Source organism: Streptomyces sp. NPDC024687 (genome assembly GCF_055559055.1).
Window position 1 is genome coordinate 647,637 of sequence record NZ_JBVHLJ010000003.1, and the last position, 25,533, is coordinate 673,169.

The window sequence follows — 25,533 nt, forward strand, 5'->3', positions numbered from 1 at the left end:
TGTTTACACGTCCCGCTTCTCCAGCAGGACGAAGGCGCCGGCGAACGCGACGGCCGTCACGCCGGCGATGATCCACAGCGGGTCCCAGCCCGAAGGGCCGGAGTCGGTGAGGGAGTTGGCGTAGAACACGCTGAGCTGGTTCGGGATGGAGTACTCGAACAGCGCCTGGCGCAGGCCTTCCAGGGACTGCGAGACCATGAACAGCGCGATGACCAGCGGGGCCAGCACCAGACCGATCATGAGGGTGATCGCGCCCGCCGAGTGCCGGATGATCGAGCCGACGATCAGCGAGAGCAGGCCGAGCAGCGCGATGTAGAGCGAGATGCCGAGGGTGCCCTTCAGCCACTCCTGGCCGGTCGGGGTGCGGGCGCCGTCCAGCAGGGCCACGTCCACGAGGGCGACGACGATGACCGGGACGAGGGTGGCCACGAAGGCGACGGAGAAGAACACGATCGCCTTCGCCGCGAGGACACGGCCGCGCGAGGGGCAGGCGACCATCGTCGTACGGATCATTCCGGTGCCGTACTCCGAGGCCGTGGTCAGCACGCCGAGCGTGATGACGCACATGCTGCCGAGCAGCAGACCGAAGAAGCCCATGGGCAGCGGGCTCTCGCCCGCCATGCTCTCCTGCGAGGCATTGGCAGCGACCAGGGCGGCGGCCCCCAGCCCGATCCCGATCACGAGCAGCACGAACACGCCGAGCGTCCAGATCGTCGACCGCACCGAGCGGATCTTCGTCCACTCCGACGCGATGGCATTCCCGAGATGCGTGCGCACGACGGGGATCGGCGAGGTGTAGCCGGGGTACGACGGCCCGCCCGCCTGCCGGTTCGGCACGGCGGCCTGGGCCTGCTGCATCGAAGGCTGCGGGGTGCTCATCGGGCGTCCTCGGACTCGGTCGGGGTGGTGGCGGACGGTGCGGGTGCCTGCGGCGCGGGCGGGGCGGCCGGGGGCTGGGGATGGGCGTACGGGTTGGGCGCACCCGCGCCGGGAGCGCCGTACGGGCCCGTCTGCGCCTGGCCCTGCGGGGCCGCGAACGGCTGCCCGCCCTGCTGGGGCGGCGGCGGGGCGTACCAGTCCGGCTGTCCCTGGCCCGGGACGGGCATGGGGGGCTGCGCGCCCGGCGGGAGGGGCTGCATCAGGCCCGCCTTCTGGTCGATGGTCGAGCGGTAGTCCACCGCGCCCTGCGTCATCCGCATGTACGCCTCCTCCAGCGAGGCCTGGTGCGGTGACAGCTCCCACAGGCGTACGTCCGTGTCGTGCGCGATGTCGCTGATGCGGGGGAGCGGCAGCCCCGTCACCCGCAGCGCCCCGTCCTGCTCCGGCAGGACGTGCCCGCCCGCCTCGGTGATCGCGGCGGACAGCTTCTCGCGCAGCTGCGGCTCGGTGTCGGGCGTGCGCACGCGCGCGAAGCCCGCGGAGTTCGCGGCGATGAAGTCCTGGATGTTCATGTCGGCGAGCAGCTGCCCGCGCCCGATGACGATGAGATGGTCCGCGGTCAGCGCCATCTCGCTCATCAGGTGGGAGGAGACGAAGACCGTACGGCCCTCCGCGGCCAGCGCCTTCATCAGGTTGCGCACCCACAGGATGCCCTCGGGGTCGAGCCCGTTGACCGGCTCGTCGAAGAGCAGCACCTGCGGATCGCCGAGCAGCGCGGCCGCGATCCCGAGCCGCTGGCCCATGCCGAGCGAGAAGCCCTTGGAACGCTTCCTGGCCACGTCCTGGAGGCCGACCACGCCCAGGACCTCGTCCACCCGGCGGGCCGGGATCCCCGACAGCTGGGCCAGGCACAGCAGGTGGTTACGGGCCGCCCGTCCGCCGTGCACGGCCTTGGCGTCGATCAGCGCACCGACCTGCCGGGCCGCGTTCGGCAGCCTGCGATACGGGTGGCCGCCGATCGTCACCCGCCCCGAGGTGGGGTTGTCCAGGCCGAGGATCATCCGCATGGTCGTCGACTTGCCCGAGCCGTTGGGGCCCAGGAAGCCGGTGACGATACCGGGACGCACCTGGAAGGAAAGGTTGTACACAGCGGTCTTGTCGCCGTAGCGCTTGGTCAGGCCGACTGCCTCGATCATGCTCCGCACCCATCGCAAGGTTCAGGACAGCGGGGCACACGCCCCCCGTAAGGGTTAGGAGCTTATCGGGACGCTGACGGTTCCGCTCAAATGAAAGCAAAGGCTCGTCGCGTCACGCGTCCCGCTTCTTCAACAGGACATAACCGCCGATCAGCGCGACCGCCACCCACAGCGCCATGATCCCGAGCCCGCCCCAGGGGCCGTACGGAGTGTCGTCGTCGATCGGGGTGACCACCTGCATGATCCTGCTGCCGGCCTGGTCGGGCAGGAACCGGCCGATCTTCTTCGTCGCCGAGACATTGCCCAGGATGTTGGAGATCAGGAAGAAGAACGGCATCAGGATGCCCAGCGACAGCATCGGCGAGCGCAGCATCACGGCGACACCCATCGAGAACATCGCGATGAGGGTCATGTAGACGCCGCCGCCGATCACGGCCCGCAGCACGCCCGGGTCGCCGATCTCCGCCCGGTGCGAGCCGAGCATCGCCTGCCCGAGGAAGAACGTGACGAAGCTGGTGACGAGACCGACGGCCAGCGAGAGCCCGGTGGCCACCGCGATCTTGCTGACCAGGAAGGTGCCGCGCTGTGGCACGGCGGCCAGCGAGGTGCGGATCATGCCGGTGCTGTACTCGTTCGAGACGACGAGCACCCCGAACACGATCATCGCGAGCTGCCCGAGGCTCATCCCGGCGAAGCTGATGAAGGTCGGGTCGAAGGACAGCCTGTCCTCGCGGCTCATGTCGTCGAACTCGTTCTTCGACAGGGCCGAGATCAGGATGCCGAGCCCGATGGTGACGACCACGGCGAGGGAGAGCGTCCACACCGTGGAGGCCACCGACCGGATCTTGGTCCACTCGGAGCGGATGACCTGGGTCGCCGCCATGGTCAGTTCCCCTTCCAGCCGTTGCCCCACGGCTGCTGCTGCGGTGCCTCGACGGGTGTGTCGCTGTGGGCGTGGTACTCGACCGACTCCGCGGTCAGCTGCATGAACGCCTCCTCCAGGGAGGCCTGTTGCGGGCTCAGCTCGTGCAGCACGAGCTGGTGCTGCGCGGCCAGCTCGCCGATGTACTCGGACTTGCTGCCGTCGACCTCCAGCGTGCCGTTGCCGGTCTCCACGACGGTCACCCCGGCCCCGTGCAGCACGTCGAGCAACCGCTCGCGCTGCGGGGTGCGGATGCGGACGTAGGACCGCGAGTTCTGCGCGATGAAGTCGGCCATGGAAGTGTCGGCGAGCAGCCGCCCCTGGCCGATGACGACGAGGTGGTCGGCGGTCAGCGCCATCTCGCTCATGAGATGCGAGGAGACGAAGACCGTACGGCCCTGTGCGGCCAGGGACTTCATCAGGTTGCGGATCCAGTGGATGCCCTCGGGATCCAGCCCGTTGACCGGCTCGTCGAACATCAGGATCCGCGGATCACCGAGCAGCGCGCCCGCGATGCCGAGCCGCTGGCCCATGCCGAGCGAGAAACCCTTGGCCTTCTTCCTCGCGACGGCGGTGAGACCGACCGTGTCGAGAACCTCGTGCACCCGCTGCTTCGGGATGCCGTTGCTCTGCGCGAGACACAGCAGATGGTTGAAGGCGCTGCGCCCGCCGTGCGTGGCCTTGGCGTCCAGCAGCGCGCCGATGTACGTGAGCGGGTCCTTGAGCTGGTCGTAGTGCTTGCCGTCGATACGGACGTCCCCGGCGGTGGGCCGGTCGAGCCCCAGCATCATGCGCATGGTGGTCGACTTGCCGGCCCCATTGGGACCGAGGAAGCCCGTGACGATGCCGGGTCTGACGGTGAAGGTCAGGTTGTTGACCGCCACCTTCTCGCCGTACCGCTTCGTCAGGCCCGCTAGCTCGATCATGCGGACCACGCTAGGTGCGGGGTCCGGCAGATGCCAACCGTATGGGCAAACGGAGGCTGACGAGAGAGGTAAATAACGTGAGAGCCGTCGACCTCCGTCTCAGGGAGCGGGGGCCGTACGAGGGTTGTCGCCGGCCGGGTGCCGGACACGGGTCGCTGCGCGGGGACGTACTCGAGGTGCTGCGGCGTACTCGAGGTGCTGCGGGCCGGCGCCGAACGGCAGCGGCAGGCGGCCGAGCGCGGCGGGATCCCGACGGCCGGCCATATCGCCGACGACGTCTTCCCGCCTCTCGCGCACCAGTCGCCCCCGGACACGCCAAGGCCCGCACCTGTCGGGGGAGAAGGTGCGGGCCTTGGTGCCGTCAGGCGGTGTTACCGGGACTGCTGGGCCGGAACCCCACGGGAGATCGGCTCGTCGTCGGCCGGGGTGCTCGCGGCGGCCACCGCGGCGCCCGTCAGCGTGGCGAGCATCTCGCGGACGTTCGTCAGCTGGGCGTTGATCGAGTCGCGACGGTTCGTCAGAGCCGCCAGCTCGCGCTCGGATTCCGAACGGATCCGGTCGGCCTTGGCGTTGGCGTCGGCCACGATGTCCTCGGCCTGGCGCTGCGCGGTCTCCACCGTCTGGCGGGCGCGGCGCTCGGCGTCGGTGCGCAGCTTCTCGGCCTCCAGGCGCAGCTGCTCCGCGCGGTGCTCGATCTCCGCGAGACGCTTCTCCGCCTTCTGCTGACGCGACGCCAGGTCGCGCTCGGACTGCTCCCGGCGCTTGGCGAGGTTCGTCTCGAAGTCGGCGGCGGCCTGCGCGGCCTTGGCGCGGGTCTCCTCGAAGAGGGCGTCCGCCTCCTCACGCTTGGACTGCGCGTCCTTCTGGGCCTCGGAACGCAGCTGCGACGCGTCGCTCTTGGCCTTCTCGACGATCCGGACGCCCTCGTCCTCCGCCTTGGCCTTGCGCTCCGCAGCGAACGATTCTGCGTCGTTGCGGACCTGCTGGGCCGACGACTCGGCGAGTTCGCGGTGCTGCTCGGCCGCGCGACGGGCCTCCTCGCGCAGGTCCTTTGCCTCCTCCTCGGCGAGGCGGAGGATCTTCTCGACACGCGCGCCGAGACCGGCGTACGACGGCTCGGCGTCGGACACCTGGGCCTGGGCGTTCTGCGTCTCGAGGTGGAGCTCCTCGATGCGCTTTTCCAGGGCGGTGATGCGGGAGAGAGCGCTGTCACGGTCGGAGACGAGCTTGGAGATCCGTTCGTCCACCTGAGCGCGGTCGTACCCACGCCGCACAAGCTCGAAGCCGTAGGGGGAAGTGTCGCTCATGGGGTTCCTGTCAAATGAGACCGGTGAGGTGATAGGGGGAATCCTAGGGGCCGAAGCGGTGTGTCATCGAGCGGATACGTGTTTGATCTGGAGAATGACACCCCTTTTGAGTGGCTAACCCCGGGACGGCTTGCCAAAAACTTGGTCAAAGGCCCCAGACGGCACCGGATTCCGACCAGTCGGTCAGCTGTCCGAGGGCTTACCCGAACGAGGGGCGCCGACCGCGGCGCCCGCCTTGACGCCGCCGTCCTTGCCCGCCGAGGGGGCCTCGAAGGACTCCAACGCCTCCAGGACGTCCTGGACACGGGAGATCTCGGTGTTGATGTCCTCGCGGCGGCGCACGAGGACCTCGAGCTCGCGCTTGCCCTCCTCGACCGTGCGCTTCGCCTCGCGGATCGCCTCGGCCTTGAGCTCCTCGGCCTCCCGGACCAGCGTGGCCTTCTTCTGCTCGGCCTCCTTGAGGAGCGCCTCGGCCTTCTTGACCGCGGCGATGCGCACCTTGCCGGCCTCCGAATTGGCCTCCGAGACCAGCTCCTTGGCCTTCGCCTGCGCCTTGGCGAGCTGCTCCTCGGACGCCTTGATGAGCGCGTCGCAGCGGTCGCCGGTCGACTTCATGGTCTCCGCGGCCTCCCGGCGGGCCCGCTCGTGCAGCGCCTCGATCTCGCCGGTGATCCGGTCGCGCAGCTCCTCGGCGCGCTCCCTTATCGCGGTGGCGTCCCGGCGGGCACCGACGAGCAGCTCGTCCGCGTCCGTACGGGCCTTCTCCACACGCGCGTTGCCCTCGACCGTCGCCTCGGAGACCAGCCGGTCGGCCTCCTTGCGGGCCGCGCCGACCATGGTGTCGGCCTGCGCCTCCGCCTCCGCGGTGGTCTTGAGCGCCTGCTGCTGCGCCTCGCTGAGCAGCTTGTCCGCCTCGGCGGCGGTCTCCGTGATGAGCGTGTCGACCTGTTCGGCCGCCTCGGAACGCCGCTTGTTGGCTTCCTGGCGGGCCTCGTCGAGGGTGCGATCGGCCTCCGCGCGCGCGGAGTTGACCAGCTCCTCGGCCGCGGCCGCCGCGTCCGCCCTGACCCGCTCGGCCTCGCTGCGGATCCGCTCCGCGTGCTGCTGCGCCTGCCCGACCGTGTCGGCGGCCTGGGCCCGCAGCCGCTCCGCGTCCCCGGTGGCCTCCCCGATCAACTGCTCGGCCGTGGCGACCGATTCGGCCCGCACGCGCTCGGCCTCGGCGACCGTCTCCGTCCGCAGCCGGTCGGTGTCGGTGAGGGTCTCCTCGGTGAGCCGCTCGGCTTCGCTGCGCGCCTCGGTGATGAGGGTGTCGGCCTGCCGCGCCGCGTCCGAGCGGATGCGGTTGGCGTCCTCGCGGGCGTCCGCCCGGGTGCGCGAGGCGTCCTGCTCGGCCTGGGCGACGGCGTCCGAGGCCTCGGTGCGCGCCCGCTGGGCGTACTCGGCCGACTCCGACCTGAGCCGCTCCGCCTCCGCGATCGCCTCCGAGACGGTGCGCTCGGCAAGGGACTTGGCGGCGTCCGTCTCCGCGGTGGCCTCGCGACGGATCCGGGCCGCGTCCTCACTGGCCCGCTCCCGCTCGGCGTAGGCGTCCGAACGGACCCGGTCGGCCTCTTCCTGGGCCTCGCGCCGGGTGCGGTCCGCCACGTGCTCGGCGGCGGAGCGCAGCCCGGTGATCTCCTCCTGCGCCTGCTCGTGCAGCCCGACGACCGAGTCCCGCACCTGCTGGGCGTGCTGCTCGGCGGCCGACACCATCTCGGTGGCCCGCCGGTCCGCCTCCTCGACCAGCCGTACGGCCTCGGCCTGGGCCTCCTCGACCCGGTTGCGGGCGGAGGCGAGGAGCTCCTCGCTCTGCTCGCGGGCCCGCTGACGCTCCTGGTCGGCCTCCTGGCGCGCCGAACCGAGGTACTCCTCGGCCTCGCGGCGGCGCCGGTTGGCCTCCTCCTGGGCGGCGGCCAGCGTCTCGGACGCCTCGGTGGTGATCCGCTCGGCGGCGGTCTGCGCCTCCGCCCGGACCCGGTCCGCGGTCTCCTGGGCCTCGGACTTCAGCCGCTCCGCCTCGGTGGCGGCCTCGGTGCGCAGCCGTACGGCGACGGCCTCGCCCTCGGCGCGGGAGGCGGACGCGTCGGACGCGGCCTCGGTGCGCAGCCGGTCGGCCTCCGCCTCGGCCTGCTGCTGAAGGGTGCGGATCCGCTCGGCGGCCTCGGTGCGTAGCCGGTCGGTGTCCTCGGCGGCCTCGCGGCGGATCAGCTCGGCCTGCGCACGCGCCTCGGTCAGGGCCAGCTCGGCGGCGGCGAGACGCTCCTCGGCCTCGGTGCGCAGCCGGGCCAGTTCATCGGCGGCCTCGGCACGGCGTGCCTCTATGGCCCGCTCGGTCTCCTCGCGCAGCTCGCCCGCGGCCCGCTCGGCGGCGGCTGTGATCTCCTCGGACAGTTCGACGGCCTCGGCGCGCTGCCGCTCGGCCTCGTTGCGGGTGCGCTCCAGGGTCTCCTCGGCCTGCCGGCGCAGCGCGGTGGCGCGCTCGATGGCCTCGGTGCGGACCTTCTCGCTGTCCGTAGTGGCGCTCTGGCGCAGCTCGTCGGCGTCCGCCTTGGCCTTGGAGAGCAGCTCCTCGGCGGTCTTGGCCGCCTCCTCGATCTGCTGGACGGCCTCCTTGCGGGCCTCCGCGCGGATCTTCTCGCCCTCGGCGACCGCGTCGGAGCGCAGCTGCTCGGCGTCGCCGCGCAGCCGGCGGGCCTCCTCCTGCAGCTCGACCGTCTTGGCGCGGTACTCCTTGGTGTCGTCCTTCGCCGTGCCCTTGAGCTGCTCGGCGATGTCGTGCGCCTCGGCGCGCAGCCGGTCCGCCTCGGTCTCCGCCTCGCGGCGGATCCGCTCGGCCTCCTCGGCGGCGGCCCTGGTGGTCCGCTGCGCGTCCTCCTGGGCCTTGGTGAGGACGTCCTCGGCGGTCTTGGCCGCCTTGGACAGCTGGGTCGCGCTCTCCTCGGCGGTGAGCGTGCGGGCCTTCTCGGCGGCCTCGGCGACGATCTTCTCGGCCTCGGCGCGGGCGTCCGCGACGATCTGCTCGGCGGCCTCCTTGGTCGCCTCGGCCTCCTGGCTGGCCTCGGTGACCAGCCGGGCGACCTGCTCCTTGGCCGTACGCGTGCGCTGTTCGTTGGCCGACTCGGCGCTCGTGAGCGTCTTCTCGGCGGCCGACTTCGCCTCGGTGAGCACCTTCTCGGCCTCGGCCTGCGCCTTGCGCAGCGCCTCCTCGGCCTCCGCCATCCGCTGCTCGGCGGCCCGGCTCAGCTCGGTGGCCTGGCGGCGGGCGCTGTCCGACTCGGTCGCGGTGGAGGTACGCAGCTGCTCGGCGTGGTCGGTGGCCTCCTGGGCCTGCGTGGAGGCGGCGTCCAGCAGACGCTCGGCGTCCGCGCGGGCGCGGCGCAGCAGCTGTTCGGCCTCGGCGCGGGCCGCCTCGGCCTCGCTCTGCAGGCGCTGACGGGCCTCGGTGGTGACCCGCTCGGCCTCGGCACGGGCGGCCGCCATGGCCTGCTCGGCCTCCGCGCGGGACTCCTCCAGGAGCCGTCGGGCCTGCGACTCACTGCGGGCGCGCAGCTGCTCGGCCCACGCCACGTTCTCGTTGACGTGCGACTCGACGGTCTGCCGGCGCTCGGCCAGCTCCTGGTCGAGCTGCTGGCGGCGGGTGACGGCCTCCTGGTGGAGCTCCGCCTGCAGACGTGCGGCCTGCTCGGCGTGCTCCTGGAGGATGCGCTGGGTCTGGGCGCGGACCTGGCTCAGCTCGCGCTCGGCGTCCTGGCGCAACTGGTCGGCCTGGATCTGCGCGTTGCGCAGCAACTGCTCGGCCTGGTAGCCGATGTCGCCGCCGCCGAATTCGGGCCGGGACATGAGGGTGCGCCGCGCCTCGTGCAACTTGGCGCGCAGCACCTCGACCTGGTAGCCGAGGTCCTCGGCGTGCTGGATCGCCTTTTCCCGCTCGGTCTTCAGCCGATCCATCTCGGCCTCGAACCGAGAGAGGTGGTCGACGTCAGCCGCCGGCTCTCGCTCCTGGCGTTCGTAGCCCCGCACTGCGCGGTCCCATCCGTCCCCTGGTCGCAAGTCTCTCCAAACGAGCCCCGTCCATCCGCCGAACGGGGCCCCCGGGGAATGGTGTCAGATCAACGGAGGAGCATGCGCTGCTGCCCACTCTCGACCCCCGAAACCCGGACCCCGGCTCGGTTCTGCCGCCATGGGCAGGACCCGGTCGCCCTGGCAAGAGCGGCGACCGCCCCCAACCCTACCGGCCCATATGTACGAGGGTCAGTGCTCAGGTGACTCAACAGGCGCTGAAGTGACCAGTTCTGTCAGTACGCCATGGCAATCCTTCGGGTGCAGGAAGGTGATCCGTGACCCCATGGAGCCGCGTCGGGGCTCCTCGTACAGGACGCGTACGCCCTTGTCCTTGATGTCCGCCGCGTCCTGGTCGACGTCCGCCGTACCGAAAGCGATGTGGTGGACACCCTCGCCGTTCTTGTCCAGCCACTTGGCGACGGTCGAGTCGGGGCGGGTCGGCTCCAGAAGCTGCAGGTAGGAGGCGCCGCCGTCGGACGTCTCGTTGATCTTGAGCATGGCCTCGCGCACGCCCTGCTCCTCGTTGACCTCGGAGTGGAACACCTCGAAGCCGTACGTGGCCCGGTAGAACTCGACGGTCTTGTCGAGGTCGAAACAGGCGATCCCGATGTGGTCGATTCGCGTCAGCATGTTGTCAGTGCAGCGCTCCTGCGATGGTTACGCAACGTGCGCGCGATCACACCGACGGGACGATGACGGCACGGAGTGCCACTCAGTACCTTTGAAGTAAACCCTCGTTCACTCCTCGGCAGTGCAGCCGGTAAGGGGATCGCAGCTCATGTCTGGATCGAACAGCACGACCTCGGTGATCGTCGCGGGCGCCCGTACACCCATGGGGCGGTTGCTGGGCTCGCTGAAGACCTTCTCCGGAGCCGACCTCGGCGGCTTCGCGATCAAGGCCGCCCTCGACCGTGCGGGGATCGGCGGCGACCAGGTGCAGTACGTCATCATGGGCCAGGTGCTCCAGGCCGGGGCAGGGCAGATCCCGGCACGCCAGGCCGCGGTCAAGGCCGGCATCCCGATGAACGTCCCGGCGCTGACCATCAACAAGGTGTGTCTCTCGGGCCTCGACGCGATCGCGCTGGCCGACCAGCTGATCCGCGCCGGCGAGTTCGACGTGATCGTCGCGGGCGGCCAGGAGTCCATGACCAACGCCCCCCACCTGCTCCCGAAGTCCCGCGAGGGCTTCAAGTACGGGGCGATCGAGATGCTCGACGCCATGGCGTACGACGGCCTGACCGACCCCTGGGAGAACATCCCCATGGGCCAGTCGACGGAGACGCACAACACCCGCCTCGGCATCCGGCGCCCCGAGCAGGACGAGTTCTCCGCCCTGTCCCACCAGCGGGCCGCCGCCGCACAGAAGAACGGCATCTTCGAGGCCGAGATCACCCCGGTGGAGATCCCGCAGCGCAAGGGCGAGCCGGTCGTCTTCAGCAAGGACGAGGGCATCCGCGCGGACACCACCGCCGAGTCCCTCGGCAAGCTGCGCCCCGCGTTCACCAAGGACGGCACCATCACCGCCGGCAGCGCCTCGCAGATCTCCGACGGTGCGGCGGCCGTGGTCGTGATGAGCAAGGCCAAGGCGCAGGAGCTGGGCCTGGAGTGGATCGCCGAGATCGGCGCCCACGGCAATGTGGCGGGCCCGGACAACTCCCTGCAGTCCCAGCCGTCCAACGCGATCCTGCACGCCCTCAAGAAGGAGGGCCTGGAGGTCTCCGACCTCGACCTGATCGAGATCAACGAGGCCTTCGCCGCGGTCGCCGTCCAGTCGATGAAGGACCTCGGCGTGTCCACCGAAAAGGTGAACGTGAACGGCGGCGCGATCGCCCTCGGCCACCCCATCGGCATGTCCGGCGCCCGGCTCGTCCTGCACCTGGCCCTGGAGCTCAAGCGGCGCGGCGGCGGGGTCGGCGCGGCGGCGCTGTGCGGTGGTGGCGGTCAGGGTGACGCGCTCGTCGTGCGGGTACCAAAGGCCTGAGCACGCGTACGTCGTCCACGTGAACGGAGCTGTGATGCAGGACGTCTCCAGCCTGGTGGCCCAGGCCAGGGAGGGCCGGCCGCGGGCCGTGGCCCGGCTGATCTCCCTCGTGGAGGGGGCGTCCCCGCAGCTCAGGGAGGTCATGGCGGCGCTCGCCCCGCTGACGGGCAACGCGTACGTGGTGGGCCTGACGGGCTCGCCCGGAGTGGGCAAGTCGACGTCCACCTCGGCCCTCGTGACCGCCTACCGCAAGCAGGGCAGGCGGGTCGGCGTCCTGGCCGTCGACCCGTCCTCGCCGTTCTCCGGCGGAGCCCTGCTCGGCGACCGGGTGCGCATGTCGGACCACGCCTCCGACCCCGGCGTCTACATCCGCTCCATGGCCACCCGCGGCCACCTCGGCGGCCTCGCCTGGGCCGCCCCGCAGGCCATCCGGGTCCTGGACGCGGCCGGCTGCGAGGTGATCCTGGTCGAGACGGTCGGCGTCGGCCAGTCCGAGGTGGAGATCGCCTCCCAGGCGGACACCTCCGTGGTGTTGCTGGCCCCCGGGATGGGCGACGGCATCCAGGCCGCCAAGGCCGGAATCCTGGAGATCGGCGACGTCTACGTCGTCAACAAGGCCGACCGCGACGGCGCCGACGCGACCGCCCGCGAGCTCAACCACATGCTGGGCCTGGGCGAGTCCCGCAAGCCCGGCGACTGGCGCCCCCCGATCGTCAAGACGGTCGCCGCCCGCGCCGAGGGCATCGACGAGGTCGTGGAGGCCTTGGAGAAGCACCGCGCCTGGATGGAGGAGCACGGCGTCCTCGCCGAGCGCCGCCACACCCGCGCCGCCCACGAGGTCGAGACGATCGCCGTCACCGCCCTGCGCGAACGCATCGGCGACCTCAAGGGCGACCGGCGCCTGGACGCCCTCGCGGAGCGGATCGTCACCGGCGAACTGGACCCCTACCGGGCGGCGGACGAACTGGTGGAGGGCCTCACCCGGGGCTGAGCCGCATTCCGCATGCCCGCCGTCCCTTCGCCACCGCCCTGCTTCCGTGACGGCGGTGCTGGTCATGACGAAGGGCGCCCGGGGGAGGGGCGCCCTTCGCGGCGGTGCGGATCGGGAGGCCACGCCTGTCGCGTGACGGCTGGGTCAGGCGTCGTCGCCGTCGTCGTCGCGGTCCTGGGTGACCTTGCCGGTGTCGAGGGCGACGTTCCACTCGCCGTGGCTGTTGCCCTTCACGGTCTCCGCCGACCAGGCCACGGTGCCGTTGTCGTCGTCGATGCCGATCTCGGTCACCGTGCCCTTGTGCGCGGCGGCCAGTGCGGCCTCGCGGGCGTCCGTCTTCGCGCCCTTCACCGCGGCGAGCTCGGCACGGTCGTCGGCGTCGTTGTCGTCGTCGGTGTCGCGCTGGGCGCCGAGCACCTTGCCGGAGTCCGGGGCGATCCGTACGTCGTACTCGGTGCCGTCGCCCTTGACGACGCTCACCTTCCACGCGTCGGCGCCGTCGTCGTCCAGGTCGGCGGAGAGCGCGGTGCCCGGGGTGTGCTTCAGGGCCGCCGAGATCGCCTCGGCGGCGGTGAGGCTGCCGCTGGAGAGCGCCGTACGGTCCTCGGAGGTGTCGTCGTCCCGGTCGTCCGCGGCTGCCTGGGCGCTCGTGTCCGTCTGGCGCTGCGTCGTCGTCGGCTCGTCGTCGCCCGCCGCGGAGGCGGCGACGGTGCCGCCGGTGGCCAGCGCGGCGGCGGTGAGGGTGGCGATGACGATGTTGCGCTTCATGAGGATTCCTCCAGAGCCGTTCTGCTTCGTTCGCTTTGGACGACAACCACGCTGCCGGAAGGGAGCTGAAGCGGACCTGAAGCCTGCTGAAGGTGTCTTCAGGTTGGGTTTGCAAAGCTGTACGCATGCGCCTGTTGATCGTCGAGGACGAGAAACGACTCGCCCTGTCCCTCGCCAAGGGCCTCACCGCCGAGGGCTACGCCGTCGACGTCGTCCACGACGGCCGGGAGGGGCTGCACCGGGCCACCGAGGGGTCGTACGACCTGGTGATCCTCGACATCATGCTGCCCGGCCTCAACGGCTACCGGGTCTGCGCCGCCCTGCGCGCCGCGGGTCACGAGGTGCCGATCCTGATGCTCACCGCGAAGGACGGCGAGTACGACGAGGCGGAGGGCCTGGACACCGGCGCCGACGACTATCTGACCAAGCCGTTCTCCTACGTCGTCCTCGTGGCCCGCATCAAGGCCCTGCTGCGGCGGCGCGGGAACGGGGCCGGGGCCTCGCCGGTGCTCGAGACCGGGCCGTTGAGGATCGACACCGCCGCCCGCCGGGTCTTCCTCGACGACACCGAGGTCACTCTCACCGCCAAGGAGTTCTCGGTCCTGGAGCAGCTCGCGGTGCGGGCCGGCGAGGTGGTCTCCAAGGCGCAGATCCTGGAGCACGTCTGGGACTTCGCCTACGACGGCGACCCGAACATCGTCGAGGTGTACGTCAGCACCCTGCGCCGGAAGCTGGACGCCGGCCTCATCCGCACGGTCCGCGGCGCCGGGTACCGGCTGGAGGCCGGGAGATGAGGCGGCTGTTCGGTTCGGTCCGGGCGCGGGCCACGCTGGCCGCGACCGCGGTGGTGGCCGTGGCCCTGGTCGCCGCGGGCGCCGTCGTCCTGCTGTCGCTGCGCAGCAACCTCGCGGGCCAGGCGGACACGGCCGCCGACAGCGCCGCCCGCAACGTGGCGGCGCAGATCGCGCAGGGCGTGCCGTACCGGGAGCTGGACCTGGACGAGGACCACCCGGTCCAGGTGGTCGACCCGGACGGGCGGGTGCTCGCGGTGAGCGAGGACCTGGAGGCGATCAGCGGCACCGGCGCCCCCGATGTCACTCCCGTCTCGAGCCCTGACGCGACGCCGGACGACGAGGACGCCCCCGACTCCGGCGAGGTCGGCGAGGTCAACGAGATCACCTGGCACGGCCAGGGCCGGGCCACCATCGACGCGGAGAGCGTCGCGTACCGCTTCGCCCAGGTCCAGGTCACCGACCGCGGCGACAGGACGGTCCGGGTGTACGCCGGTGCCTCGCTGCAGGCCCAGCAGGACGCCGTGCACACCGCCGCCACGGTCATGCTCGTCGGCCTGCCCGTACTGCTCGCGGTGGTCGCCCGGGTGACCTGGGCGGTCACTCGTCGGGCCCTTCGCCCGGTCGAGGCCATCCGCCGGGAAATGGCCGCGATCACCGCCTCCGAGGACCTCGCCCGCCGCGTCCCCGAGCCGGACACCCACGACGAGGTGGCCCGCCTCGCCCGCACCACCAACGAGACACTCGCCGCGCTGGAGACCTCGGTGGAGCGCCAGCGCAGGTTCGTCGCCGACGCCTCCCACGAGCTGCGCAGTCCGATCGCCTCGCTGCGCACCCAGCTCGAAGTGGCCGCCGCGCATCCCGAGTTGCTGGACCTGGACGGGGCGGTCGAGGACACCGTACGACTGCAGCACCTCGCCGCGGACCTGCTGTTGCTGGCCCGCCTGGACGCGGGGGAGCGGGGCGCCGGCGCGCGGATCGAGCTGGCGGCGCTGGTGGGGGAGCGGGCTGCGGGGCGGCCCGGGGTGACGGTGCGGGCGGACGCCGTGGAGGTCATGGGGTCACGGGGGCAGCTGGAGCGCGTGCTCGACAACCTGCTGGACAACGCGCGGCGGCACGCGCGGTCGGCGGTGGTGGTGACCGTACGACGGGACGGTGGCCGGGATGCCGTGGTCGAGGTCGCCGACGACGGCGACGGCGTGCCGGCAGGGGACCGGGAGCGGATCTTCGAGCGGTTCGTACGGCTGGACGAGGCGCGGGCGCGGGACGACGGCGGGGCCGGGCTGGGTCTTGCCATCGCCCGGGATGTCGCCGCCCGGCACGGCGGCACGCTGACGGTGCGGGACGCGCCAGCAGGCGGAGCCCTGTTCGAACTCCGCCTGCCGATCGCCTGATTCGGGCCCCGGTGTCAGGGACGTCCCCGGTGTCCCCGCAGATGCTCCGCGATGGGCTTGAGGGCCTTGTCCAGCTCCGTCAGGGACTCGGGCGGCACGAGGTCGATGAAGTGCCTGCGCACCGACGCCACATGATGCGGCGCGACCTTCTGCATCGTCTCCATGCCGTGCTCGGTCAGGACCGCGTACAGGCCGCGGCGGTCGGACTCGCAGTTCTCACGCCGGACCAGGTCGGCGTTCTCCATACGGGTGATCTGGTGCGAGAGTCGGCTCTTGGACTGGAGGGTGGCGGCCGCGAGGTCGCTCATCCGCATCCGTACGCCCTCCGACTCGGAGAGATTGACCAGGATCTCGTAGTCGTTCATCGTCAGGCCGAACGGCTGAAGGTCCCTTTCGAGCTGATACGTCAACAGCCTGTTGACCTCCAGGTGGGTGCGCCAGGCGCACTGCTCCGCATCGGTCAGCCAGCGCGTGGCCGTCTCGGTCTCCATGAATGAAGTCTACCTAAAAGGTTGAAAGGCGAACTAGTGAGGGTGTCCGTGACGACGGCGCGCACACGTTCGACGTCACACTCCGCAGACTACCGCTCACAGCCCGAAGCGACGCTGGAGGTCCCCCAGCTGTCCGGGAAGGCGCGGTACCCCCGGTTGCTGCGGCTGGCCTGCGGGTGCCCCGTAACCGCCGGGTACTCCGGGCTCGGACGGAACCACCCCCGTGGCCTGCTCGGCCATCAGGACCTCGGTCGACTGGAGCAGTACGGTGCCGGCCCCCACGAACTCGAACTGGTGCTCTTCCCCGGAGGCCCCTACGAGGCCCGTCATCGCACGTAGACCGCCCATCAGACCCGCCATGTACCCGTGGTCGTAGTGGTGGCACGGCGAGGGGCAGTCCGCCCAGCCCACAAGCGCTTGCGGGTCCACCCGGATGGGGGGCTCCATGAACACCACCGGACCGTTCGAGGCCGCCACGAACTTTCCGGTTCCGATGAGGGTCAGGAAGCCGGGCACGATCGACTGCTTCAGCGCGAGACTTGGCTGAAAAGCGAGCAGGTTGCCCGAGCGAATGGTCAGGTTGCCCTCTTCGAGGTCGTACGAATTCACGTCGAAGGCCCGGTCGGCGAGGAGCATCTTCCCCGAACCCTGCGCCACGACCCAGTCGCTCGCGTGCAGAGGCGAATGGAAGGACGTACGGATGAGACCGTCGAGACGGCCGTGCCCGATGCCGTTGAAATCCATCTGCCCGTAGTACGCGATCATCTTCCCCTTCTGCAGGAACCACTGGCTCCCCTTGAGCTCCACGCAGAAGGTGTAGTTGTTGACGTTGTCGTCCGACGGCAGCGTCATCGGGTCGTACACGGTGGGGCCCGTGCCCGGATAGTGGCTCACAGCTTCTCCTCCGAGGCCTGGACGAACACCACGCCGTTCCCGCTGAGCTCCAGCTGGAAGGCCTCGCCGGAGCCGCGGCCCACCATGTCGCGCCAGCCGAGCGCCGTCGACAGCTTGTTGCGCACGTCGCCGTAGTGGGCGACGTAGGCCTGCGGGTCGACGTGGACCGGGCGCTGCGGGCTGATGGGGACCTCGAAGACCCCGCCGTGGGCCATCACGGCCACCGAGCCATGGCCCTTGAGTGTGGTCGTGAACAGGCCCTGGCCACTGATCTGGCCGCGCACCATGCCCATGACGCCGCCCTGCGAGCCCATGAACATGGTGCCCTGCTGGAGGGTGCCCTCGAAGGCGAGCAGACGGTCCGCCTCGACGAACAGGGTGTCGCCGGTGAGGTTGATGACCGTGACGTGGTGGCCGCCGTGCCCGAACAGGACGGTGCCGCTGCCCTCGACGGTCATCAAAGGCGTGTCCTCGTTGGCCACGCGGCGGCCGATCATCGACATGACGCCGCCCTGGCCGCCCTGGATGTTCGGGGTGAAGGACACCTCGCCCTTGTACGCCAGCATCGCGCCGCGCTGGCTGAACAGCCGCTGGCCCGGCAGGACGGTCGCCTCGACCATCTTGGAGTTGATCTCACGGAAGGGCACGTCACACATCTCCCGCGATCGTGTTCCGCTCGCTGGGCTGGACGTACACCAGGCCGTCGCCCTCGAAGCGGATCTGGAAGGCCTCGCCGCCGCCCTCGCCCATGAACGTGCGGAACGTCACACCGGACTGGAAGGACTGGTTCAGGTTCCCCTGGTGCGCGATGTACGCGCCGGGGTCGACGGTCAGGGGGTACTGGCGGCTGACCCGCAGCACGACCGCGGGGCCGTCCGACATGATCGCGGCCTGGCCGTGCCCCTCGACGGTCGTCGTGAACAGCCCGTTGCCCTGCGAGGCGCCGCGCATGCCGGTGAAACTGGTGCCGGTCCTGAGTCCGGCGTCGGTCGCGAGCAGGTTGCTCGACTCCACGTACAGCTTGTCCCCCTGGAGACTGACGAGGTTGATCTCGGAGGCCCGGTCCGCGAACCAGCACGTGCCGTGCCCCGACACCTCCATCACGGTCATCTGCTCGCCGGTGATGCGCCGGGTGACCATGCCCCGGATGCCCTCACCACCGCCGCTCATCTTCTTGAACGCCATCTGCCCGTCGTACGCGACCATGGAGCCGTTCTTCGCCTTCACGGCGTCCCCGGTCATGTCGACGGCGAGCACTTTGCTGCCTTGAAGTCGAAACATCGCCACGGAGTGAAGGTAGCTGGTGGTGAGTCCTTTCGGACAGGTTCTGGGGGGGGGTGTGGGTGCGGGTTCGGTGGGGGCGGGCGTCTTTGCGCAGTTCCCCGCGCCCCTGAGTGCCTGCGGCGGCCTGTTGCGGTCCGGTGGGGGCTTGGGTGGCGCGTGCGGTTCGGTGGGTGGGCAGGGGACGGGGTGGGGGGTGCCCGTCCTCGGTCCGGCGGCTCGGCTGCTTTGGCTGTGCTCGGTAACGGACGCCGGCCGCTGCGGGCGGACACCCCCCACCCCGTCCCCTGCCCGCCGTACGCGGCCAACCGCCCGATCATGGCGCGCGGTCCGGCGAACGGTCCGTCCTGGCGCAGGTGACTGCGACCCCCTAGGGGCGCGGGGAACTGCGCGACCAGCCCCCACCGGCCCGCACCTGCCCCACAACCTGACCCGACACCCCCCTCGCCCCAGGACCACCGAACCGTTTGTCACAATAGGGAGGACGCTTGTGCGTTCGTTCACAAACCGTTCCCACCGAAGGTGACCCGTGGACCTCAAGACAGCCTCCGCCCTCCGACGCCTCCGCCTGGTCTCCGTGCCGGAGGGGATTTCCTGGATCATCCTCGCCACCTGCACCGTCATCAAGTACACGGTCGCCTCTGGCTTCGACGCCGCCCCCGTGCTCGGCCCGATCCACGGTGTGCTGTTCGTTCTCTACGTGATCTTCTGGGCGGACGCCTGGAATCGCACCAAGTGGGCCAAGGGCAAGGCGGCGCTCTACTTCGCGTACTCGGTCATCCCGGGCGGCGGCTTCATCATCGAGCGTGCCCTGCGCCGCGAGGCCGAGGACGCCGTCATCGCCTCCCGTGCCCGCAAGGAAAAGGAAGGGACCGTGAACGCATGATCGTCGCCTTTTCCGTGACCCCGCTCGGGGTCGGCGAGGACGTGGGGGAGTACGTCGCCGACGCCGTGCGGGTCGTGCGTGAGTCGGGGCTGCCCAACCGCACCGACGCGATGTTCACCTCGATCGAAGGTGACTGGGACGAGGTCATGGACGTCGTGAAGCGTGCCGTGGCCGCCGTGGAGGCGCGGGCGCCGCGGGTGTCGTTGGTGCTCAAGGCCGACATCCGGCCCGCCGTCACGGACGGTCTGACCTCCAAGGTGGAGACGGTGGAGCGGCACCTCGCCGGCTGAACGAGCCCTGAGAGTCGAACCCCGGCCCGCGCGGGCCGGGGTTTTCTCGTACCCGATGTTTGAGCGATCGCTCAAAGGTGTGTATCTTCCTGCCCAGGTAGTTTGAGCGATCGCTCAAACAGTCAGCTCACCTGGGGGATTCATGGGGCTCTACATCGAGGCCCGCATCCGTGCCGATCTCGACGACCTCTGGAACCGGACACAGGAACCGTCCCAGCACCAGCGCTGGGACCTCCGCTTCACCCGGATCGCCTACCTCCCGCACGCGGAGGGCGAACCGCAGCGCTTCCGGTACGCCACGCGCGTGCTGCCCGGTCTCACCGTCGCCGGCACCGGCGTCTGCGCGGGCGAACGGGAACGCCCCGACGGCACCCGCACCTCCGCCCTGCGCTTCTCCTCACCCCACCCGCTCTCGCTCCTGGCGGAGGGCAGCGGCTACTGGCGCTACGTTCCCGATGGCGACGGAGTCCTGTTTCTGACCGGGTACGACTACCGTCCCCGCTGGGGCCGCGTCGGCGCCGTCGCCGACCGCCTGCTCTTCCGCCCACTCATCGGCTGGGCCACGGCCTGGTCCTTCGACCGGCTGCGGCTGTGGCTGGAGCGGGGGATCACCCCCGAGCGGGCCCTGTGGAACTGGCTCGCGGAGCTCCTGGCCCGAACCCTCGTCGTCCTCGTCGCCGGCACCGGACTCGGCCTGGAGCGTTCCCTGCACCTCTTCGGTCCGCTGGCCGCGTCGATGGCCTACGTCTCGCCCCTCCTCCTCGCCGTCGTCATCTCGGTGGCGTTGTTCACGTCACCCCTGCCCGGCACCCCGGCCGCCCGCCGCTGTCTGCGCCGGCCCGCCACACGCGTGCGTGCGCCGCGCGTCCTTCACACCCTGGAGACCCCGCGATGACCTCGATGTTCCGCACGGTGATGGGCGCCGACTTCGACCGTCTGCACCCTCAGCTCCAGCGCCGCTTCTCCGTCGGCCTGACGACCGGTGAGGCATGCACCGGCCGGGGCGTGATGGACCGCGTCTGGCACGGCGGGGCCTTCGTGAAGCCCTTCCTGGCCCTCGGCACGACCCGCAACATCCTGGTGCCGAGACCGGGGCGCAACGTGCCGTTCGTGATCGAGAACGTTCCCTACGTGGACACCTACGGCCGTGAGACGGTGACCTTCGTGCGCACCTTCCACCTGTCCGGCCGCCCCCGCCGCTTCGACGCCCAGATGGTGCTGAGCCCCAAGGGCGACCGCATCCTCGACTACCTCGGCACCCACCAGCACCTGGCCAGCGAACTCCACTTCCGCGCCGAGCCCGACGGCTCGCTGCTGATCCGCTCCGGGGAGCACCGGTTCCGGGAGGGCGTGGTGGACGTCCGGGTGCCCGAGCTGATCGGCGCGACGGCGGAGGTGCGGGAGTCGTACGACGACAAGGCGGGCCGTTTCCGCATCCGGGTCCGGGTCGTCAACCGCTACTTCGGCCCGCTCTTCGGCTACGAGGGCTCCTTCGAGGCGACGTACAGCGACATCGCGGCCTGCGGAGTCCGCCCCGGTCTCCGTCCCCTCCGCGAGGAGGTGCGCGCATGAGCCCCGAGTCCGCGAAGGCCCTGGAGACGAAGGCCAAACTCCTGGAGGGCGCCCTGCGTGTCCTCACCGAACAGGGCATCGCCAAAACCTCCGCCCGTACGGTCGCGGCGGCCGCCGGGGTCAACCAGGCCCTGGTCTTCTACCACTTCGGCTCCGTCGACGAACTCCTCGCCGCGGCCTGCCGTTACGGGGCGGAGCGCGCGGTGGCTCGCTACCGGGAGAGGCTGGCCGCCGTGACCTCGCTGTCCGAACTCCTCGCGGTGGGACGCAAGGTCCACGAGGAGGAGCGGGCCGGCGGACATGTGGCCCTCCTCGGCCAGCTGCTGGCCGGCGCCCAGACCCATGCCACCCTCGGCCCCGCCACCGCAGCGGGCCTGGAGCTGTGGATCGCCGAGATCGAGCAGGTCCTCACCAGAGTCCTCACGGCCACGCCCTTCGGCGAGTTCGCCGACCCCGCGGGCCTGGCCCGGGCGGTGGCCGCCTCCTTCGTGGGCATCGAACTGTACGAAGGAGTCGACGCGGCCGGCGCCACGTCGGCCCTGGACGCCCTGGAGCAGCTCGGCGTGCTCGTCGCCGCGCTGGAGGACCTGGGCCCGGTCGCCCAGCGCGCGGTGCGCCACCACCTCCGCAGGACCGGCCGCCGCTGACCCCGTCCCACCCCCCCCGACCCGAGAGGACACCATGCCCGGCTCCGACAGCCTCTACGAGATCCTGGACGACCGCTTCCGGCCCTGCACCAACGGCGACAGCAAGCTGGAGGTCCTGTACGACGGCTGCCGCTGGGCCGAGGGACCTGTCTACCTGCCCGCCTGGCGGCAGCTCATCTGGAGCGACATCCCGAACGACCGCCTCCTGCGCTGGGACGAGACCACCGGCACGGTCGGCGTCTTGCGCACCCCGGCCGGCAACACCAACGGCAACACCGTCGATCCCCAGGGCCGCCTCGTCAGCTGCGAACAGGGCAACCGCCGCGTCACCCGCACCGAGCCCGACGGCACGGTGACCGTGCTGGCCGAGCGCTATCAGGGCAAGCGCCTGAACAGCCCGAACGACTCCGTCGTACGCTCCGACGGCACGATCTGGTTCTCCGACCCGGACTTCGGCATCCTCAGCGACTACGAGGGACACCGGGCCGAGTCCGAGATCGGCGCGTGCCATCTGTACCGGATCGATCCGGCCACGGGCGAGGTGTCTCTCGCCGCGGACGGGCTGGACGGGCCCAACGGGGTGATCCTGTCCCCCGACGAGCGGCGACTGTACGTCTCCGACTCACGGGCGGCCCGGATCCACCAGTACGACGTCCACGCCGACGGAACGCTCTCCGGCGGCAAGGTCTTCGCCGAGGCCCGCAGGGGCGTCCACTTCGACAACATCCGCTTCGACGACGAGGGCCGACTGTGGGCTGCCGCCCTGGGCGACGGCATCCACTGCTACGACCCCGACGGCACGCTGATCGGCCGCATTCGTGTGCCCGAGCCGGTGGCCAACGTGACGTTCGGCGCCCCGAAGGGCAACCGGCTGTTCATCGCGGCCACGACTTCTCTGTACTCCCTGGTGATGTCGGTGACGGGGGCGCGGAGGGTGTAGCGGGTGTGGGGTGGGTGCGGGCCTGTGGGGGCTGGTCGCGCAGTTCCCCGCGGTGCCGCTGCGCTGGGCTTGAACCGGGCGCCTATGGGGGTGCCGGGTCAGGTTGTGGGGCGGGTGCGGATCGGTGGGGGCTGGTCGCGCAGTTCCCCGCGCCCCTAACGGGGTTGCAGTCACCTGCGCCGCGACGGGCCGTTCGCTACCTCGCGCGCCACGACGGACCGTTCGCCGGACCGCGCGCCACGTTCCGGCCGTTGGCCGCGTACGGCGGGAAGGGGACGGGGTGGGGGGTGTCCGCCCGCAGCGGCCGGCGTCCGTTACCGAGCACAGCTGAAGCAGCCGAGCCGCCGGACCGAGGACGGACACCCCCCCACCCCGGCACCGACCCCCAACACACCGCACGCGCTACACAAGCCCCCACCGGGGCCGCACGGGCCGCCGCAGGCATCCAGGGGCGCGGGGAACTGCGCAAAGACGCCCGCCCCCACCGAACCCGCACCCGAAACCGCACACCCAGCCCCAGACCCCGTCTGAAAGGCGAGACAGTGCTGACCACGATGTGACCGGCCGGTAAGGTCGTTGCCGTGCCGAAGCCGCTCAGCCTTCCCTTCGACCCCATCGCCCGCGCCGACGAACTCTGGAAGCAGCGCTGGGGAAACGTGCCGTCCATGGCCGCGATCACCTCGATCATGCGTGCGCACCAGATCCTGCTCGGCGAGGTCGACGCGGTGGTCAAGCCGTACGGGCTGACGTTCGCGCGGTACGAGGCGCTGGTGCTGCTCAACTTCTCCAAGGCCGGCGAGCTCCCGATGTCGAAGATCGGCGAGCGGCTCATGGTGCACCCCACGTCGGTCACCAACACCGTGGACCGCCTGGTCAGGTCCGGTCTGGTCGACAAGCGTCCCAACCCCAACGACGGCCGCGGCACCCTCGCCTCCATCACCGACAAGGGCCGCGAGGTCGTCGAGGCGGCCACGCGGGACCTCATGGCGATGGACTTCGGGCTCGGCGTGTACGACGCCGAGGAGTGCGCGGAGATCTTCGCGATGCTGCGGCCGCTGAGGATCGCCGCGCGGGACTTCGACGAGGACTGACCCTGGGGCATGACCCGGGGCAAGATCTCCCGGAACGGACGGTTACGCTCGACGCCATGAAGAAGAGCGTTCTCACCCGCTACCGGGTGATGGCCTACGTCACCGCCGTCATGCTGCTCGTGCTGTGCACCTGCATGGTGTTCAAGTACGGCTTCGACATGGGTGAGGACGTCACCTTGGTCGTCTCCCAGATTCACGGCCTCCTCTACATCATCTATCTGGTCTTCGCCTTCGATCTCGGCTCCAAGGCCAAGTGGCCGCTCGGCAAGCTGGCGTGGGTGCTGCTCTCCGGGACGATCCCGACCGCCGCGTTCTTCGTCGAGCGCAGGGTCAGCCACGAGCTGGAGAGCAAGGTCGTGGACGGGACTCCGGCGCCCGTCAAGGCGTAACCCCCACCGCCGTACGGCACGCGTACGGCGGTCGTTCTTCGACGTTTACTTGGACGTCCTAGTAACTTCGATGGTATGGACGCTGACGCCATCGAAGAGGGCCGCCGACGCTGGCAGGCCCGGTACGACGCCTCGCGGAAGCGCAAGGCGGACTTCAGCACGCTCTCCGGGGACCCCGTGGAGCCGGTGTACGGGCCGCGGCCGGGGGACAGGTACGAGGGCTTCGAGCGGATCGGGTGGCCGGGGGAGTACCCCTTCACGCGCGGGCTGTATCCGACCGGCTACCGGGGCCGGACCTGGACCATCCGGCAGTTCGCCGGGTTCGGGAACGCCGAGCAGACCAACGAGCGGTACAAGAAGATCCTCGCCAACGGGGGCGGTGGTCTGTCGGTCGCCTTCGACATGCCGACGCTCATGGGGCGGGACTCCGACGATCCGCGCTCGCTCGGCGAGGTCGGGCACTGCGGGGTCGCCATCGACTCGGCGGCCGACATGGAGGCCCTGTTCCGGGGCATCCCGCTGGGTGACGTGACGACGTCCATGACGATCAGCGGGCCCGCCGTCCCGGTCTTCTGCATGTACCTGGTCGCCGCCGAGCGGCAGGGTGTGGATCCGTCCGTCCTCAACGGCACGCTCCAGACGGACATCTTCAAGGAGTACATCGCGCAGAAGGAGTGGCTCTTCCAGCCCGAGCCGCACCTGCGCCTGATCGGCGACCTGATGGAGTACTGCACGACCGGCCTCCCCGCCTACAAGCCGCTGTCCGTCTCCGGGTACCACATCCGTGAGGCCGGTTCGACGGCCGCGCAAGAGCTGGCGTACACGCTCGCGGACGGGTTCGGGTACGTCGAGCTGGGGCTCAGCCGCGGGCTCGACGTCGACGTGTTCGCGCCCGGGCTGTCCTTCTTCTTCGACGCGCACGTCGACTTCTTCGAGGAGATCGCCAAGTTCCGGGCGGCGCGGCGCATTTGGGCGCGGTGGATGCGGGACGTGTACGGGGCGCGGTCCGAGAAGGCGCAGTGGCTGAGGTTCCACACCCAGACCGCGGGGGTCTCGCTGACCGCGCAGCAGCCGTACAACAACGTCGTCCGTACGGCGGTGGAGGCGCTGGCGGCGGTGCTGGGCGGGACCAACTCCCTGCACACCAACGCCCTGGACGAGACCCTCGCGCTGCCGAGCGAGCAGGCCGCGGAGATCGCGCTCAGGACTCAGCAGGTGCTCATGGAGGAGACCGGGGTCGCCAACGTGGCGGATCCGCTGGGGGGTTCGTGGTTCGTGGAGCAGCTGACGGACCGGATCGAGGCGGACGCGGAGAAGATCTTCGAGCAGATCAAGGAGCGGGGACTCAGGGCCCATCCGGACGGACGGCACCCGATCGGCCCGATCACGTCCGGGATCCTGCGGGGGATCGAGGACGGCTGGTTCACGGGGGAGATCGCGGAAGCGGCCTTCCGGTACCAACAGGCCCTGGAGAAGGGGGAGAAGAGGGTGGTGGGCGTGAACGTCCACCACGGGTCGGTCACCGGCGATCTGGAGATCCTGCGGGTGAGTCACGAGGTGGAGCGGGAGCAGGTGCGGGCGCTGAGCGCTCGTAGGGCCGCCCGGGACGAGACCGGCGTACGAACCGCTCTGGACGGCCTGCTCGCCTCCGCCCGCGACGGGTCCAACATGATCGTGCCGATGCTGGACGCGGTGCGGGCGGAGGCGACGCTCGGGGAGATCTGCGGGGTGCTGCGGGACGAGTGGGGGGTGTACACGGAGCCGGCGGGATTCTGAGCTCACCCGCGCGCCTC

General features: G+C 70.7%; 25 protein-coding genes. 13 read left to right on the forward strand and 12 right to left on the reverse strand.

The genetic code is table 11. From position 1 onward, the window contains the following. Positions 1-3: 3 nt before the first annotated feature. From ACZ39I_RS14875 to mce, 7 genes are all read right to left on the reverse strand, one after another. Positions 4-879: an ABC transporter permease gene (locus ACZ39I_RS14875; RefSeq protein WP_467244813.1), complete on the reverse strand. Its 876-nt coding sequence runs from the start codon at positions 877-879 to the stop codon at positions 4-6. Continuing rightward, positions 876-2,075 (reverse strand): ABC transporter ATP-binding protein, encoded by a 1,200-nt coding sequence (locus tag ACZ39I_RS14880; RefSeq protein WP_467244815.1) that lies wholly within the window; start codon positions 2,073-2,075, stop codon positions 876-878. Before ACZ39I_RS14880 ends, ACZ39I_RS14875 begins: the two co-directional genes overlap by 4 nt. Before the next feature lie 112 nt (positions 2,076-2,187). Then, the gene (locus tag ACZ39I_RS14885; protein ID WP_467244816.1) at positions 2,188-2,958 is read right to left on the reverse strand and encodes an ABC transporter permease; all 771 of its coding nucleotides are present in this window, start codon (positions 2,956-2,958) and stop codon (positions 2,188-2,190) included. Between the two features lie 2 nt (positions 2,959-2,960). Beyond that, complete coding sequence (locus ACZ39I_RS14890) at positions 2,961-3,923, reverse strand: ABC transporter ATP-binding protein (protein WP_467244817.1); 963 nt, start codon at positions 3,921-3,923, stop codon at positions 2,961-2,963. A 371-nt stretch (positions 3,924-4,294) separates the two neighbouring features. Next, positions 4,295-5,230 (reverse strand): coiled-coil domain-containing protein, encoded by a 936-nt coding sequence (locus tag ACZ39I_RS14895; RefSeq protein WP_403660622.1) that lies wholly within the window; start codon positions 5,228-5,230, stop codon positions 4,295-4,297. A gap of 183 nt (positions 5,231-5,413) precedes the next feature. Then, positions 5,414-9,292 carry a polarized growth protein Scy gene (gene scy / locus ACZ39I_RS14900; RefSeq protein WP_467244819.1) on the reverse strand — a complete coding sequence of 1,293 codons (3,879 nt, stop codon included), beginning with the start codon at positions 9,290-9,292 and terminating at the stop codon, positions 5,414-5,416. Between the two features lie 231 nt (positions 9,293-9,523). Continuing rightward, positions 9,524-9,964, reverse strand: coding sequence for a methylmalonyl-CoA epimerase (gene mce / locus ACZ39I_RS14905; protein ID WP_007384751.1), 441 nt, complete (start codon positions 9,962-9,964; stop codon positions 9,524-9,526). Positions 9,965-10,112: 148 nt separating this feature from the next. On the opposite strand from mce, the gene ACZ39I_RS14910 reads away from it, so the two are divergent. Together ACZ39I_RS14910 and meaB are read left to right on the forward strand one after the other, a co-directional pair. Further along, on the forward strand, positions 10,113-11,315 hold the full coding sequence (locus ACZ39I_RS14910) for an acetyl-CoA C-acetyltransferase (RefSeq protein WP_467244820.1): 1,203 nt from the start codon (positions 10,113-10,115) through the stop codon (positions 11,313-11,315). 34 nt (positions 11,316-11,349) lie between these two features. After that, positions 11,350-12,306 carry a methylmalonyl Co-A mutase-associated GTPase MeaB gene (gene meaB / locus ACZ39I_RS14915; RefSeq protein ID WP_467245119.1) on the forward strand — a complete coding sequence of 319 codons (957 nt, stop codon included), beginning with the start codon at positions 11,350-11,352 and terminating at the stop codon, positions 12,304-12,306. Positions 12,307-12,450: 144 nt separating this feature from the next. Here meaB and ACZ39I_RS14920 read toward each other — a convergent pair whose 3' ends face one another. After that, complete coding sequence (locus ACZ39I_RS14920) at positions 12,451-13,074, reverse strand: PepSY domain-containing protein (RefSeq protein WP_467244821.1); 624 nt, start codon at positions 13,072-13,074, stop codon at positions 12,451-12,453. A gap of 125 nt (positions 13,075-13,199) precedes the next feature. Between ACZ39I_RS14920 and ACZ39I_RS14925 the strand changes: the two genes are divergently transcribed. Both ACZ39I_RS14925 and ACZ39I_RS14930 read left to right on the forward strand, forming a co-directional pair. After that, entirely contained in the window at positions 13,200-13,868 is a 669-nt protein-coding gene (locus tag ACZ39I_RS14925) for a response regulator transcription factor (RefSeq protein WP_352391255.1), read from the forward strand. Beyond that, positions 13,865-15,259, forward strand: a complete 1,395-nt coding sequence (locus tag ACZ39I_RS14930; protein WP_467244822.1) for a sensor histidine kinase — start codon at positions 13,865-13,867, stop codon at positions 15,257-15,259. Before ACZ39I_RS14925 ends, ACZ39I_RS14930 begins: the two co-directional genes overlap by 4 nt. A 14-nt stretch (positions 15,260-15,273) precedes the next feature. Here the strand turns inward: ACZ39I_RS14930 and ACZ39I_RS14935 are convergent, their stop codons facing one another. The 4 genes from ACZ39I_RS14935 to ACZ39I_RS14950 form a co-directional block, all read right to left on the reverse strand. Next, a complete protein-coding gene (locus ACZ39I_RS14935; RefSeq protein WP_352391257.1) occupies positions 15,274-15,750 on the reverse strand; it encodes a MarR family winged helix-turn-helix transcriptional regulator in 477 nt (158 codons plus the stop codon). 96 nt (positions 15,751-15,846) lie between these two features. Then, positions 15,847-16,644: an AIM24 family protein gene (locus ACZ39I_RS14940; protein WP_467244823.1), complete on the reverse strand. Its 798-nt coding sequence runs from the start codon at positions 16,642-16,644 to the stop codon at positions 15,847-15,849. Beyond that, a complete protein-coding gene (locus ACZ39I_RS14945) occupies positions 16,641-17,291 on the reverse strand; it encodes an AIM24 family protein (RefSeq protein WP_467245120.1) in 651 nt (216 codons plus the stop codon). Before ACZ39I_RS14945 ends, ACZ39I_RS14940 begins: the two co-directional genes overlap by 4 nt. Before the next feature lies 1 nt (position 17,292). Next, a complete protein-coding gene (locus ACZ39I_RS14950; RefSeq protein ID WP_393600764.1) occupies positions 17,293-17,925 on the reverse strand; it encodes an AIM24 family protein in 633 nt (210 codons plus the stop codon). A 529-nt stretch (positions 17,926-18,454) separates the two neighbouring features. Here ACZ39I_RS14950 and ACZ39I_RS14955 point away from each other — a divergent pair. The 9 genes from ACZ39I_RS14955 (at position 18,455) to ACZ39I_RS14995 (ending at position 25,516) form a co-directional block, all read left to right on the forward strand. Then, positions 18,455-18,811, forward strand: coding sequence for a DUF3817 domain-containing protein (locus tag ACZ39I_RS14955; protein WP_467244824.1), 357 nt, complete (start codon positions 18,455-18,457; stop codon positions 18,809-18,811). Beyond that, complete coding sequence (locus ACZ39I_RS14960; RefSeq protein ID WP_467244825.1) at positions 18,808-19,101, forward strand: MTH1187 family thiamine-binding protein; 294 nt, start codon at positions 18,808-18,810, stop codon at positions 19,099-19,101. The genes ACZ39I_RS14955 and ACZ39I_RS14960 overlap by 4 nt, the downstream gene beginning before the upstream one ends. Positions 19,102-19,243: 142 nt before the next feature. Next, positions 19,244-19,996, forward strand: coding sequence for a hypothetical protein (locus ACZ39I_RS14965; protein ID WP_467244826.1), 753 nt, complete (start codon positions 19,244-19,246; stop codon positions 19,994-19,996). After that, a complete protein-coding gene (locus tag ACZ39I_RS14970) occupies positions 19,993-20,673 on the forward strand; it encodes a DUF4166 domain-containing protein (RefSeq protein ID WP_467244827.1) in 681 nt (226 codons plus the stop codon). Before ACZ39I_RS14965 ends, ACZ39I_RS14970 begins: the two co-directional genes overlap by 4 nt. Beyond that, positions 20,670-21,320 carry a TetR/AcrR family transcriptional regulator gene (locus tag ACZ39I_RS14975; protein ID WP_403671282.1) on the forward strand — a complete coding sequence of 217 codons (651 nt, stop codon included), beginning with the start codon at positions 20,670-20,672 and terminating at the stop codon, positions 21,318-21,320. The genes ACZ39I_RS14970 and ACZ39I_RS14975 overlap by 4 nt, the downstream gene beginning before the upstream one ends. A gap of 34 nt (positions 21,321-21,354) precedes the next feature. Then, positions 21,355-22,260, forward strand: a complete 906-nt coding sequence (locus ACZ39I_RS14980) for an SMP-30/gluconolactonase/LRE family protein (RefSeq protein WP_467244828.1) — start codon at positions 21,355-21,357, stop codon at positions 22,258-22,260. Between the two features lie 581 nt (positions 22,261-22,841). Next, the gene (locus ACZ39I_RS14985; RefSeq protein ID WP_352392151.1) at positions 22,842-23,351 is read left to right on the forward strand and encodes a MarR family winged helix-turn-helix transcriptional regulator; all 510 of its coding nucleotides are present in this window, start codon (positions 22,842-22,844) and stop codon (positions 23,349-23,351) included. Positions 23,352-23,407: 56 nt separating this feature from the next. Continuing rightward, a complete protein-coding gene (locus ACZ39I_RS14990; protein WP_467244829.1) occupies positions 23,408-23,740 on the forward strand; it encodes a DUF3817 domain-containing protein in 333 nt (110 codons plus the stop codon). Positions 23,741-23,815: 75 nt separating this feature from the next. Beyond that, the gene (locus ACZ39I_RS14995; RefSeq protein ID WP_467244830.1) at positions 23,816-25,516 is read left to right on the forward strand and encodes an acyl-CoA mutase large subunit family protein; all 1,701 of its coding nucleotides are present in this window, start codon (positions 23,816-23,818) and stop codon (positions 25,514-25,516) included. Positions 25,517-25,533: the final 17 nt, after the last annotated feature.